Source organism: Allobosea sp. P2_A10, assembly GCF_056405115.1.
On record NZ_JBFUCS010000003.1, the window covers coordinates 91634 to 104223 of the forward strand.

Consider the following 12590-nt stretch of genomic DNA (forward strand, 5'->3'; position numbering starts at 1 on the left):
GTCGGCAGGCAACCATCTCTCACCTCAGCCTCGGATTGAGCGCGTCGCGCAGCCAGTCGCCGAGCAGGTTCACAGCCAGGACGAGCGCCGCCAGCGTGATGCCGGGGAAAGCGACGATCCACCAGTCGCCGGAGAACAGGTACTTGTTGCCGATCGAGATCAGCGTGCCCAGCGAGGGCTGCGTCGCCGGCAGGCCGACGCCGAGGAACGACAGGGTCGCCTCGGTGATGACCGCAAGGCCGAGATTGATCGTCAGGATGACCAGCACCGGCCCGATGACGTTGGGCAGGATATGGCGCAGCATGATCAGCGGCGCGGGCAGGCCGACGAGCCGTGCCGCCATGACGTAGTCCTTGTTGCGCTCGACCAGCGTCGAGCCGCGAATGGTGCGGGCGTACTGCACCCAGAAACTCAGGCCGATCGAGATCACCAGCACGTAGATCGCCGTGTCCTCGCGCGAGGCGTTCTTGAAGATGCCACGCACGACGCCGTCGATCAGGAGCGCAATCAGGATCGCCGGGAAGGTGAGCTGGACATCGGCGATGCGCATGATGATCGCGTCGGTGCGGCCGCCGAGATAGCCCGCGAGCAGGCCCAGCGTGATGCCGATCGAGGCCGCGAGAATGCAGCCGAGCCCGCCGACGACGAGCGAGACGCGCATGCCGTAGAGGATCGCGGAATAGAGGTCGCGGCCCTGATCGTCGGTGCCCAGCACGAAGCGGGCCTCGCCGCCATCCTGCCAGGCTGGCGGGATCATCGAATCGGCCAGGAACACCGTCGCCGGGTCGAACGGGTTGGTCGGCGCGAGCCAAGGCGAGAACGCCGCGCCGATGAACAGGATCAGCACGACGAGCGCGGCGACCATCGTCACCTTCGACTTCAGGAAGCTGGCGAGGATGTCGCTGTCGCGAAAGCGCTCCCAGCGGGTGGGAGCCTTTTCGCTCGGGGGCTTGGCGATGGTCATGTCGTCCCCTCCCCGCTCAATGCGCGCCGACAGTCGCGCGCAGGCGCGGATCGACCATGGCGTAGAGCAGGTCGACGATCAGGTTGATCGAGACGAACAGGAACGAGATCATGATCAGATAGGCCGCCATCACCGGAATATCGACGTTCTGCACCGAGCGCAGGAAGAGCTGGCCCATGCCCGGCCACTGGAACACCGTCTCGGTAATGATGGCGAAGGCAATGATCGAGCCGAGTTGCAGGCCGGCGATGGTAATGACCGGCACCAGCGTGTTCTTCAGCGCATGGCCGAAATGGACGGTGCGGGTCTTCAGGCCACGCGCCCGGGCGAACTTGATGTAGTCGGCGCGCAAGACCTCCAGCATCTCGGCGCGCACCAGCCGCATGATCAGCGTCATCTGGAACAGGCCCAGCGTGATCGAGGGCAGGATCAGCGCCTTGAGGCCCGAGGCGGTCAGAAGCCCGGTCGTCCACCAATTGCCGAGCTTGACGACCTCGCCGCGCCCGAAGGAGGGCAGCCAGCCCAGCGTCACCGAGAACAGGTAGATCAGCAGGATGCCGATCAGGAAGGTTGGCAGGCTGATGCCGATGAGCGAGACCGCCTGGAAGAGTTTCGCCAGCGGACTTTCGCGCTTCAGCGCGGTGTAGACGCCCATGGGAATGCCGACCGCGAGCGAGAACAGCGCCGACATCAGCGCGAGCTCCAGCGTGGCGGGCGCGCGCTCGCCCAAGAGCGAGATCACCGGCAGGCGGAACTGGTAGGAGATGCCGAATTCGAGGCGGGCGGCGTTGTAGACGTAGCGCGCGAACTGGACGAGGAACGGGTCGTCGAGCCCGAGCGAGCGCCGGATTTCGGCGACCTGCGCCTGCGGCGTATCGATCGAGACGATCTGGTTCACCGGATCGCCGACGAAGCGGAACATCGCGAACGCGATCAGCGCCACGGCGAGCATGACGATGAGCGACTGGAACAGCCGGCGCAGGATGAAAGCGAGCATGGACGCCTTGGGTTGCTACCGAGCCGTCATGGTCGGGCTTGAGCCGACCATCTCCGACACCGGTGCATTCTGGTCATGAGATTATCGGGTCAAGCCCGAGAATGACGCTGCACCCGCTCACTCCTTCGTCGCGTACTGGAAGTTCACGGCGTTGTCGGCGCGCTGGGAGAGCTTGACCTTCTTCGACACACCCCAGGCCAAAGCCTGCTGGTGCAGCGGGATGTAGCCGAAATCGTCGATCACGATCTGGAAGGCTTCCTTGATCATGGCGTCGCGCTTGGCCTTGTCGGCCTCGACCAGGATCTTGTCGGTCAGAGCGTCGACCTTCTTGTTGCAATAGCCACCGACGTTGGATTCGCCGCGCGAGGAGGCGGGGTTGTCGCGGCAGCCGAGGATGTCGAACAGCACGTTGTGGGCGTCGCTGGTGCCGGGCGTCCAGCCGAGCAGGTAGAACGAGGTGTTGTAGCCGCCGGGCTTCAGCACCTTGCCGAAATACTGGCCCTTGGGCTGGGCGTTGAGGTTCACCTTGACGCCGATGCGGGCGAGCATGCCGACGACCGCCTGGCAGATCGCGCCGTCATTGACGTAGCGGTCATTGGGGCAGTCCATGCCGACCTCGAAGCCGTCGGGATAGCCGGCTTCCGTCAGCAGCTTCTTGGCGGCGGCCGAGTCGAATTTGGCGCGGGTGAAACCGGCGTTGGAGAACAGCTCGGGCGCGATCATCAGCGGCGACGGCGTCGAGAGGCCGCGCATGACGCGGGTCTTGATCGTCTCGATATCGATCGCCTGATAGAAAGCCTGCCGGACCTTGATGTCCTTGAAGGGGTTCTTGCCCTTGACGCTCGATTCGACGAGCTGGTCGCGGACCTGATCCATGCCGAGGAAGATCGTGCGCAGCTCCGGCCCCGTCAGCACCTGGACGTTGGCCGCGCTGTTGACGCGCTGGATGTCCTGCACCGGAACCGGCTCGATGACATCGACCTCGCCCGAGAGCAGCGCCGCAACGCGGGTGGCGTCCGAGGCGATCGGGGTGAAGATGATTTCCTTGAGATTGTGCTCCGGGCTCTTGTTCCACCAGTTCTCGTTGACCTTGTAGACGGTCTTCACGCCGGGCTGGTGGCTCTCGACCTTGAACGCGCCAGTGCCGTTGGCGTTGAGCGAGGCGAAGGTCGGCGTCGTGGCGCTGGCGGGTGTCGGGGCGGTCGAGTTGTTCGCCTCCGCCCACTTCTTCGACATGATGTACCAGGTGTCCCACTGGTAGTTCAGGATCGGGTTGGGCGAGGTCAGGATGAAATCGACCGTGTGATCGTCGATCTTGACGACCTTGGCGGAGGTCGGGACGCGGGTCTGCACGTTGGAGCCGGGCGCACGCGAACGGTCGGCCGAGAACACCACGTCGTCGGCGGTGAAATCCTCGCCGCCATGGAACTTGACGCCTTTGCGCAGGAAGAACCGCCAGGTCAGCCCGTCGGCGGAGACCTCCCATTTTTCGGCGAGGCCGGGCAGGATTTCGAGATTCTTGCCGCGCCGGATCAGCCCTTCATAGGGATGGCCGAGATGGGCGTGCGTCGTCGTCTCGTTGACGGTGTAGGGATCGAGCGATTTGAGCTCGCCCTGGTTGGCGTAGCGCAGCGTCTGGGCCTGAAGCGTCCCGCAGGTCAATGCGAGCATCGCCACGGCGGCCAGGCAGGTCGTCTTGAAGGACATGGTCGATGCTCCCAGATGGTTGACGCCCGCTCTACGCGAGAGCGGCTCCGGCGGGGCGAACGATATTGCGCCGACCGCCTGCACTATAGGAGATTATTGAGCAGACGGGTCGTCCGTCTACATGCCCGCGCCAGATTTTGTTCCAAATCGAACTTTATTTCGGGAACCTCCACGCGGCGCCCACGAAACAGGCGGGGGGCGCCGCGCGCAAGCGCAATCCTGTTGCCGCGCCTCAGCGCGACAGCTCCGCGATCACGCCGCGCACGAAGGCCGCGCCGGCATCGAGCTGGGCGATCGTGATGAACTCGTCGGGCTGGTGGGCCTGGGCGATGTCGCCGGGGCCGCAGACCACGGTCGACCAGCCCTCGGCCTGGAACAGCCCGCCCTCGGTGCCGTAGGCGACGACATGGCTGCCATTGTCGCCGGTGAGCCGGCGCGACAGGGCTTCCGCCTCGCCGTTCATCTCGGGCCCGAGCGGCGGGGTGAAGGAGGTGACCTCGACATCGATGCCCGATGCCGGAGCGATCGCCTTCATCTGCGCCTCCAGCTCGGCGACCTTTGCCTTGTAGAGCTCGACATAGTTGATGTGCTCCTCGCCGGGGATGACGCGGACCTCGTGGCTGAAGGCGCAGTGCTCTGCGGTAATGTTGACCGCCGTGCCGCCGTGGACGACGCCGACATGCAGCGTGGTGTAGGGCGGCTCGAAGGGATTGTCGTTCCTGGCGTTCGCCCTGTTCTCGGACATGACCTCGTCATGCCAGGCGATCAGCCGGCCCGCGACCATCACGGCGGGCACGCCGACATCGACGCGGCTGGAATGCACGGCATGACCCCGCACGGTGGTCTTCAACCGCGTGCCGCCCTTGTGGCCGGTGACGACCTGCATCATCGAGGGCTCGCCGACGATCACGGCCGAAGGCTTCAGCCCGGCCGCCGTCATCGCCTTGGCGAGGATGCGCGCGCCGAGGCAGCCGACCTCCTCGTCATAGGACAGCGCGATATGGACCGGGCGCTTCAGCGGTGCGGCCAGCATCTCCGGGACGAGCGCGAGCGAGATGGCATCAAAACCCTTCATGTCGCAGGTTCCGCGGCCGTAGAGCTTGCCGTCGCGTTCGGTCAGCGTCCAGGGATCGGAGGTCCAGTCCTGGCCGGCGACCGGCACCACGTCGGTATGGCCCGAGAGCACGACGCCGCCGTCCACCTTCGGGCCGATCGTGGCGTAGAGATTGGCCTTCTGGCCGTCTTCGCTCGGCACCAGCGTGCTCTCGACGCCGAGGCTTGCGAGATAGTCGCGGCAGAAATGGATCAGGTCGAGATTGCTGCGTTGCGATTCGGTGTTGAACGAAACCAGTTTGGCAAGCATCTCCTTGGGCGTCAGCGTCACGTTTTTCAGTCTCCAAAAGCCACGGCGGCAGGCAGGTTTCGTGCCGCAGGCTATGCCGTTGACGCGCAAGGTCAACTCGGCAGCGCCTGACCGGCTTGCGCGAAGGCGGGCTCGCGCCGGCTCAAACCTCGCTTATAAGAGCAGCGACCCAGCAGAAGGCTCAAGGCTCATGAATTTCGACGTCACGCTTGCCGACATCCAGGCCGCAGCCACCCGCATCAGCGGCAAGGTCCGGCGCACGCCGACCTATCACAGCGCCGGCCTCTCGGCCCGGCTCGGCTTCGAGACCGTCGTCAAGGTCGAATCCCTGCAGCTCGCCGGCTCCTTCAAGGTGCGCGGCTGCTTCAACAAGCTGATGTCGATGAGCGAGGCCGAGCTGAAGCGCGGCGTCGTCACGGTCTCGGGCGGCAACCACGCCATCGCCGTCTCGATGGTCGCCAGCGCGATGGGCGCGCGCGCGCTCGTCCTGATGCCGAAGGATGTCGCGGCGCTGAACATCGCGCTGACGAAAGGCGCCGGCGGCGAGGTCGAACTCTGCGAGGACGCGATCGAGGCCTTCGCCAAGGCCGACGCCTACGCCGCCCAAGGCATGACCAACATCCATTCCTTCGATGACCCCGCTATCATCGCCGGGCACGGCACGCTGGGGCTGGAGCTGTCGAGCGACGCCGGCGGGCGGCTCGACCACGTCTTCATCTCGATTGGCGGCGGCGGCTTTGCGGCCGGCGTCGGCGCGGCGCTGAAGGGGCTCGATCCGGCCGTCCGCATCCATGGCGTCGAGACGGAAGGCGCGACCACGATGACGCAGGCGCTGGCGGCGGGAAAGCCGGTGCCGCTGCGCGCGACCTCGATCGCGCGCACGCTGAACGCGCCCTTCGCCACCGAGCGCACCATGGCCGCCGCGCGCCAGTTCCTCGAGGAGATCGTCGTGGTGCCGGACGCCGAGGCGGTGCGCGAACTCGTCTGGGTGCTGCAGAACGGGCGCGTCCTGCTGGAGCCGGCGGCGGCCTGCGTCGTCGCGGCGGCGATGGCGCGGAAGGACATGTTCAAGCCTGGCGAGCGCGTGGGGCTGGTGCTCTGCGGCTCGAACGTCGCGCTGGAGGATATCGCCGCGTGGCGGGAGCGGTTCGGGGTTTAGAGGCCGCCAGTCCAGGCTCGCTCGCGAAAAGTAGTTCCGCGAAGGCCTACGCGGCGAGCAGGCCGCGCCAGCGCGTATCCCGCAGCGAAGGCCGGCGGTGCAGGCGGCGGTCGAGCAGCACCCTAGCCTTCGCCGTTTCACCGCTCCGGATCAGCGCCTGAAGCAGCGTATCCTCTATCACCTCGCGCTGAGCGTTGCTGCCGCCGATGCGGACGACCTCGGCCGCGACCGGCTCAAGGATACGGACGCAGCCCGCATAATCGGCCTCGGCAAAGGCCAGCGCCGCGCGACAGATCGCCGGGACGACAGGCCCGGCCGCGAGAGTGCCCGCCTCGACAAGCCTGGTCAGCTCCTCGATGCGCTCCGTCGCCGCCACCGTGTTTCCGGTCGCCGCCGCCAGCAAACCCATATGAGCGTCAGCGAACGAGAAGCCGGCCTTGCCGAAGTAGTTGGAGGAATAGGCGCCTGCCGCTTCCCACAGTCCCGCCGGAACGTCATAGCCGTAAGCCTGAAGACGCCAAAGCAACGACACGCTGTCCGTGATGACGTTGATCGGTACGCCTTTGGTGACAGCGGGCTGGACATGCTCGGTATAGATCGCGAGCGCCTGCCCGGGATCGTCGCGCTCCAGCGCCGCGAGCGCGGCATGCCAGGCGATGTGCCCGTGCAAAATGCCCGAGCGCTCATAGATCGGCAGCCAGTCGGCAATCAGTGCTTCCGCCTCTTCTCCAGCGCCCTGCTCGAACATGGCGTGCGACAGCGCGTGAGCCCCATTTGCATTCTGGCGGCGGCTGAGAAGACCGCGCTCCGTCAGCTTGCGGCCATGCGCGACGGAGCCGTTCTCGGTATGGGACCAGCCGCGATAGGTCAGGAACCACCAATCATCGTCCGAGAAGCTCGCCGCATGCCGCTCGACAAGATCGACCCTGGCCTGATCATGATCTGGCAAGCCCGAGAAGGCCAGGAGGCCAAAGGCGCCAAGCGGCAGCGACAGGATGAGAGCATCGCGCGGCCACATGTCGTTATGGGCGAACGCAGCGCCTAGAGCCTTCGCGGATTGACCGGTGACTGCAAGCGCCAGCACCGCCGCATGGCTCCGCTCGCGCGCAGTGCCATTGCGTTCGGCCAGTTCAGTCGCCACGGTGATCGCAGCCTTCGCGGCCCCCGCCTCGCCACGGATAGCGTGCAGCCGCGCCCTTGCCGCGTAGGCCAGCGCAAAATCCGGATCGGCCGCGATGGCCTGATCAAGCGTCGCCTCCGCGCCTGGCCAAGCCGCCATGAGAAGATCGACGCCCTCGCGGTAGCGCTCCGCCGCCACCTCGGACGTTGTAGAGATGGGCAAATCTCGTCGGTCATATTGGGTCATCGAACGTCCCGGAGCCGTCACGGACAATACGGTTATCGCTCTCTGCGCATGGTCGTCCGTCGTTGCAATTCGACACTTTACATCATCGCGTCGAAGGCACAGTTCGCCGGCGTCGCCAGAATGACGATTCTGGCATCATAGCCGCGGCAAGAAAAAGCGACGGCTCGAGCCATGCGGAGATCGCGCTCGGCAACGGGGCTAAATCCGCCCTGTCGCCTGTCCTGTCGGCGCAATCCCTAAACCCACTGCACGATATCGTCTGTCCCGATCTGGTGGAGATCGAGCTCCGAATCGCTCAGGCGGCGCTGGAGCTTGAGGGCGGATTCCGGCGGCAGCGCCGGATGCAGCGCGAGAGCCGTCAGTGCCGCATCCTCGGACGCCGCCTCGACGAAGAAGACCTGCCGCCCGGCCCGGGACGGCGAGGTGACTTCGATCTGAAAGGCCTTGCTGTCGCTCATGATATCGGACTTTCCGCTGGCCAGGCGCGATAGCACGGTCGGAATGCCGCCGCCATGTGACGGCGTCAGCGAGCATGATCACCCGGCTTCGCTCCTCGACAGCGACGCAAGACGTGGATGGCCGGGACAAGCCCGACGATGACGAAAATGGCACTGGAAGAACCCCTGTCCCTCCGGGATAGGGTTCCACGTCGGGGGTCTCGTGCGAACCCGGATAGGAGAAGGAACGAGACGACGCGGCGCCCCGCCAGCTCACCCCATCTTCGCGACGACCACGAGCCGCCGGACTTCGCCCCGGAGAAAGGCCTGCAGGAACTTGTCGTAGTCCCTGAACGACACGCAGCCGTTGGAATCGCCGTTGGGGCCGAGCAGATAGGTGTGGGCGAGCAGCCCGGCGCGGCCATGGATCGCGCCGCTGCCGCCGACGGGGTTGAGCCTGAGCGCCCTGACGCCGTGGAACAGCGCCTCGCGCTCGGTCAGGTCGTAGACATGGGGCGGGGTCACGCCCTGCATGCGGACATGGGCGAAGCGGGGGTCGTCGAGCTTGTCGCCGAGGCCGGAATGAGCCTCGAGCTTGTCGCCATTGGGCATGTGCACCACGCGGGCGCTGATGTCGTAGACCGCCGTCCGCGCCGCCGAGGCGAGCGGCGTCGAGGGCAGCGGGCTCAGGCGCCGCCCGCGACCGGCGTCGACGACATCGTCCTGCGGCGCGGCATAGGCGAGCGCCTCGCCCGGCGAACGCCGGACGCCAAACAGCTTCTCGAAGAAGGAGCGATTATCGGCCGGCGTTGCGGGAACGGCGACCGTCTTCACGCGGCGCTGGGACGGCTGCGGGCTGGCGATCGCGGGGCGCTCCGGCGCAGTCGGAGAGCGCAGGCCGGGCGGGCGCGGCATCGGCAGCGGTGCATTCTGGACAAGCTGCGACGCATCGGGCGGCATCGGCGCGGGCTTCGGCTCGACCGCGCGGACCGGCGGATGGGGGGCTGCGATCTCGGCTGGCGTCGACGGCAGGAACTCCGCCCCGAGCGGGGTGCTGCGGCCGAAGCCCTGCGGCGCATGACCAAGCGAGTAGCCGGAATCGAGCAGCGGCTCGTAAGCATTCGCCGCAGCGATGATGACGGGTGTGGCCTTCCGATCCGGCTCCGATGTGGCGGGCTTGGAATCCGGCAGATCCCACAGCGAGACGGCAGCGGCCGCGCCCAAGCCCAGCGCGACGACGGCGATGATCCTGCGGGAGAAATGACTGCGGCGGCGTCTGATGCGGGACTGCGAAAAGCCGCCGCTTCGCCTGCCGATCGGGTTACTCATGACGCACTCTCGGATACTCGGATACGCGCCGCCGCCCCGGCAGACCTAAACGCCGCCCCGCGCAAATGGGGGCCGCTCGTTGCGCCTGACTGTGATGGAAGCCCCAAAACTCGTCCTGCCTTTATAAGACCGCGTTTTGGTTAATCGCCGATGAATCGGCGCTGCTTCATGGCGCTTGCAGGAAGCCATTCCGCCACTTCCGCCCCCTCATGCCGCAATCGGCTTGGACAGGGGCCAGCGTCCCGCGCTAGCTTGCAGGCTTGGCAACCCGTTTCCCGCGGACCATGCCGCCGCCTTCCCATCGAGGATCCGATGCCCAAATCCGAACTCATCGCCGCGCTCGCCCCCGAAATTTCCGCGATCCGCCGCGACTTTCATCGTCATCCCGAACTGCTGTTCGATGTCGGCCGCACCGCCGGCGTCGTCGCCGAGAAGCTGAAGGCCTGGGGTGTCGACGAGGTCGTCACCGGCATCGGCCGCACCGGCGTCGTCGGCGTGATCCGTGGCAAGGGCCAGGGCTCGGGCAAGGTCATCGGCCTGCGCGCCGACATGGACGCGCTGCCGATCCATGAGGAGACCAATCTCGAGCACCGCTCGACCGTGCCGGGAAAGATGCACGCCTGCGGCCATGACGGACACACCGCCATGCTGCTGGGCGCGGCAAAATACCTCGCCGAGACCCGCGATTTCGACGGCACCGCGATCGTGATCTTCCAGCCGGCCGAAGAAGGCGGCGCCGGCGGCAAGGAAATGTGCAAGGACGGTCTGATGGAGCGCTTCGGCGTGCAGGAGGTCTACGGCCTGCACAACATGCCTGGCCTTCCGATCGGCCAGTTCGCGATCCGCAAGGGCGCGATGATGGCGGCCGCCGACAAATTCCTGGTCACCTTCGAGGGCCGTGGCGGCCACGCCGCCAAGCCCCACGACACGGTCGATCCGCTGATCGCGGCATGTCATCTGGTCACCGCGCTGCAGACCATCGTCTCGCGCAATGCCGATCCGATGGAGTCGCTCGTCATCTCGGTGACGGCGGTGAAGGCGGGCGAGGCGTTCAACGTCATTCCGCAGACCGCCGAGATCAAGGGCACGGTGCGCACGCTTTCGCCCGACATGCGCGACCTCGCCGAGAAGCGCTTCCGCGAGATCGCAGCCGGCGTCGCGCTCTCCTTCGGCCTGGTCGCGACCGTCGATTACGACCGCGGCTATCCTGTGACCTTCAACCATGCCGGCCAGACCGATTTCGTGACCAGCGCCGCCAAAAGCATCTTCGGCAAGGATTCGATCGACACCGAAATCCCGCCGACGATGGGCTCGGAGGACTTCTCCTACATGCTGGAGGAGCGGCCGGGCGCCTACATCATGATGGGCAACGGCGATTCCGCAGGGCTCCATCATCCGGCCTACGAGTTCAATGATGCGGCGATTCCGGTCGGCGTGACCTATTGGGCGAGCCTGGTCGAGATCGCCATGCCGCAGCACGCGTGAGAGCGTCGGCGCACGGATGAGCGATATCGATTGCCTTGTGATCGGGGCCGGCGTCGTCGGCCTCGCGACCGCGCGAGCGCTGGCGCTGGCTGGCCGCGAGGTCGTGATCGCCGAGGCTGCTGAGGGCATCGGCACGCAGACCTCGGCGCGCAACAGCGAGGTCATCCATGCCGGCATCTACTATCCGCCGGGCTCGCTGAAGGCGAAGGTCTGCGTCGAAGGCCGCAGGCTGCTGTACCCCTACCTGCGTCAGCGCGGCCTGCCCCACAAGGCCTGCGGCAAGCTGATCGTCGCGACCTCGGCCAGCCAGCGGCCGGCGCTGGAGACGATCATGGCGCGAGCCACGGCGTCGGGCGTCGAGACGCTGCGCTGGGTCGACGCCGACGAGGCCAGGGCCCGCGAGCCCGAGGTGCGCTGCGAGATCGCCCTGCTCTCGCCCGAGACCGGCGTGGTCGACAGCCACGCGCTGATGCTGTCGCTGCTCGGCGAATGCGAGGCGGCTGGAGGGTCGCTCGCGCTGAACACGCCGATCGCCGGCTGGCGACGCGAGGCCGAGGGGTTCAGCGTCGATTTCGGCGGCGAGGAGCCTGCGACCTATTCGGTGCGGACCGTGGTGAACTCGGCCGGCCATGGCGCGCCGAAACTGCTCGGCAAGCTCGAAGGTTTCCCGGCGGCCCATGTCCCGGTGCAGCACTACGCCAAGGGCAACTACTTCTCGCTGCTCGGCAAGCAGCCGTTTTCGCATCTGGTCTATCCGGTTCCCGAAGCGGCGGGCTTGGGCATTCACGCGACGATCGACATGGCCGGCCGGGTCAAGTTCGGGCCTGATGTCGAATGGGTCGCGCACGACCAGGACCTGATCGTCGATCCGGCCCGTGCGGACAAATTCTACGCCGCGATCCGCACCTATTGGCCGGCGCTGCCCGACGGCGCGCTCGTCGCCGACTATGCCGGCATCCGGCCCAAGCTGCATTCGCAGAGCGAGCCGATGCCGGATTTCCGCATCGATGGCCCGGCCGCGCATGGCGTGCCCGGCCTCGTCAACCTGCTCGGGATCGAGAGTCCAGGGCTGACGAGTTCGCTGGCGATCGCCGAGATGGTGGTGCAGCGGCTAGCGGCGTGAGCGTCAACCTCGCAACGCCGCGACCCGCTCGCGGGCTTCCTTCGCCAGTTGCGTGACGCGCGACCAGTCGCGGTTGGCGATGGCGTCGGCCGGCACGAGCCAGGAGCCGCCGACGCAGATGACCTGCTTGAGGGCGAGATAATCGGCGAGATTGTTCAGGCCGACGCCGCCGGTCGGGCAGAATTTCATCTGCGGAAACGGGCCCGACAGCGCCTTCAGCGCCGCCGTGCCGCCAGCCTGCTCGGCGGGGAAGAACTTGCAGGTGAGCCGCCCGGCCGCGACCGCGCGCATGCAATCGGACGCCGTGGCGACGCCAGGCAGCCAGGGTAATCCAGCAGCGCGCATGGCGTCGTCCACGGCCTCGGAGAAACCGGGACTGACGACGGCCTGCGCGCCGGCATCCTTGACCTCGGTGACCTGGCCCGGCGTGACGACGGTGCCGGCCACGCTCAGGATTTCCGGCACCTCGCGCGCAATCGTTTCCAGAGCGGCCATGGCGGCGGGGCGGCGCAAGGTGACCTCGATCACATCGATGCCACCTGCCAGCAGCGCGCGCGCCAGCGGGGCCGCCAGATGCGCATCCTCGATCACCACCACCGGCACGACGCCGCAGGCGGCAAGCCGCGCGATTTCCGGTTCATTCGACATGGGTCGCAACTC

General features: G+C 66.8%; 11 protein-coding genes. 3 read left to right on the top strand and 8 right to left on the bottom strand.

Annotated elements, in window-relative coordinates; genetic code table 11:
- Positions 1–19: 19 nt before the first annotated feature.
- From AC1DZY_RS06385 to argE, 4 genes are all read right to left on the bottom strand, one after another.
- Complete coding sequence (locus AC1DZY_RS06385) at positions 20–964, bottom strand: ABC transporter permease (protein ID WP_476819249.1); 945 nt, start codon at positions 962–964, stop codon at positions 20–22.
- 16 nt (positions 965–980) lie between these two features.
- Positions 981–1961: an ABC transporter permease gene (locus AC1DZY_RS06390; RefSeq protein ID WP_476819250.1), complete on the bottom strand. Its 981-nt coding sequence runs from the start codon at positions 1959–1961 to the stop codon at positions 981–983.
- A 117-nt stretch (positions 1962–2078) separates the two neighbouring features.
- The gene (locus tag AC1DZY_RS06395) at positions 2079–3668 is read right to left on the bottom strand and encodes an ABC transporter substrate-binding protein (protein ID WP_476819251.1); all 1590 of its coding nucleotides are present in this window, start codon (positions 3666–3668) and stop codon (positions 2079–2081) included.
- A gap of 232 nt (positions 3669–3900) precedes the next feature.
- Entirely contained in the window at positions 3901–5052 is a 1152-nt protein-coding gene (gene argE / locus AC1DZY_RS06400) for an acetylornithine deacetylase (RefSeq protein WP_476819252.1), read from the bottom strand.
- Between the two features lie 169 nt (positions 5053–5221).
- Here argE and AC1DZY_RS06405 point away from each other — a divergent pair, with 169 nt between their 5' ends.
- Positions 5222–6190, top strand: coding sequence for a threonine ammonia-lyase (locus tag AC1DZY_RS06405; protein WP_476819253.1), 969 nt, complete (start codon positions 5222–5224; stop codon positions 6188–6190).
- Between the two features lie 46 nt (positions 6191–6236).
- On the opposite strand, the gene AC1DZY_RS06410 is transcribed toward AC1DZY_RS06405, so the two are convergent.
- From AC1DZY_RS06410 to AC1DZY_RS06420, 3 genes are all read right to left on the bottom strand, one after another.
- On the bottom strand, positions 6237–7556 hold the full coding sequence (locus AC1DZY_RS06410) for a tetratricopeptide repeat protein (RefSeq protein ID WP_476819254.1): 1320 nt from the start codon (positions 7554–7556) through the stop codon (positions 6237–6239).
- 236 nt (positions 7557–7792) lie between these two features.
- Positions 7793–8014: a hypothetical protein gene (locus AC1DZY_RS06415; RefSeq protein ID WP_476819255.1), complete on the bottom strand. Its 222-nt coding sequence runs from the start codon at positions 8012–8014 to the stop codon at positions 7793–7795.
- A 252-nt stretch (positions 8015–8266) separates the two neighbouring features.
- Entirely contained in the window at positions 8267–9322 is a 1056-nt protein-coding gene (locus tag AC1DZY_RS06420) for a DUF2778 domain-containing protein (RefSeq protein WP_476819256.1), read from the bottom strand.
- Positions 9323–9634: 312 nt separating this feature from the next.
- On the opposite strand from AC1DZY_RS06420, the gene AC1DZY_RS06425 reads away from it, so the two are divergent.
- Together AC1DZY_RS06425 and AC1DZY_RS06430 are read left to right on the top strand one after the other, a co-directional pair.
- Complete coding sequence (locus AC1DZY_RS06425) at positions 9635–10807, top strand: M20 aminoacylase family protein (protein WP_476819257.1); 1173 nt, start codon at positions 9635–9637, stop codon at positions 10805–10807.
- A 16-nt stretch (positions 10808–10823) separates the two neighbouring features.
- A complete protein-coding gene (locus AC1DZY_RS06430) occupies positions 10824–11930 on the top strand; it encodes an NAD(P)/FAD-dependent oxidoreductase (RefSeq protein WP_476819258.1) in 1107 nt (368 codons plus the stop codon).
- A gap of 3 nt (positions 11931–11933) precedes the next feature.
- Here the strand turns inward: AC1DZY_RS06430 and eda are convergent, their stop codons facing one another.
- Positions 11934–12578, bottom strand: a complete 645-nt coding sequence (gene eda, locus AC1DZY_RS06435) for a bifunctional 4-hydroxy-2-oxoglutarate aldolase/2-dehydro-3-deoxy-phosphogluconate aldolase (protein ID WP_476819259.1) — start codon at positions 12576–12578, stop codon at positions 11934–11936.
- Positions 12579–12590: the final 12 nt, after the last annotated feature.

What these genes read in the sequence shown, in the direction of transcription:
- AC1DZY_RS06385 (WP_476819249.1), bottom strand. Translation starts at nt 964, where the DNA reads ATGACCATCGCCAAGCCCCCGAGCGAAAAGGCTCCCACCCGCTGGGAG.
- AC1DZY_RS06390 (WP_476819250.1), bottom strand. Translation starts at nt 1,961, where the DNA reads ATGCTCGCTTTCATCCTGCGCCGGCTGTTCCAGTCGCTCATCGTCATG.
- AC1DZY_RS06395 (WP_476819251.1), bottom strand. Translation starts at nt 3,668, where the DNA reads ATGTCCTTCAAGACGACCTGCCTGGCCGCCGTGGCGATGCTCGCATTG.
- AC1DZY_RS06405 (WP_476819253.1), top strand. Translation starts at nt 5,222, where the DNA reads ATGAATTTCGACGTCACGCTTGCCGACATCCAGGCCGCAGCCACCCGC.
- AC1DZY_RS06410 (WP_476819254.1), bottom strand. Translation starts at nt 7,556, where the DNA reads ATGACCCAATATGACCGACGAGATTTGCCCATCTCTACAACGTCCGAG.
- AC1DZY_RS06415 (WP_476819255.1), bottom strand. Translation starts at nt 8,014, where the DNA reads ATGAGCGACAGCAAGGCCTTTCAGATCGAAGTCACCTCGCCGTCCCGG.
- AC1DZY_RS06420 (WP_476819256.1), bottom strand. Translation starts at nt 9,322, where the DNA reads ATGAGTAACCCGATCGGCAGGCGAAGCGGCGGCTTTTCGCAGTCCCGC.
- AC1DZY_RS06425 (WP_476819257.1), top strand. Translation starts at nt 9,635, where the DNA reads ATGCCCAAATCCGAACTCATCGCCGCGCTCGCCCCCGAAATTTCCGCG.
- AC1DZY_RS06430 (WP_476819258.1), top strand. Translation starts at nt 10,824, where the DNA reads ATGAGCGATATCGATTGCCTTGTGATCGGGGCCGGCGTCGTCGGCCTC.
- eda (WP_476819259.1), bottom strand. Translation starts at nt 12,578, where the DNA reads ATGTCGAATGAACCGGAAATCGCGCGGCTTGCCGCCTGCGGCGTCGTG.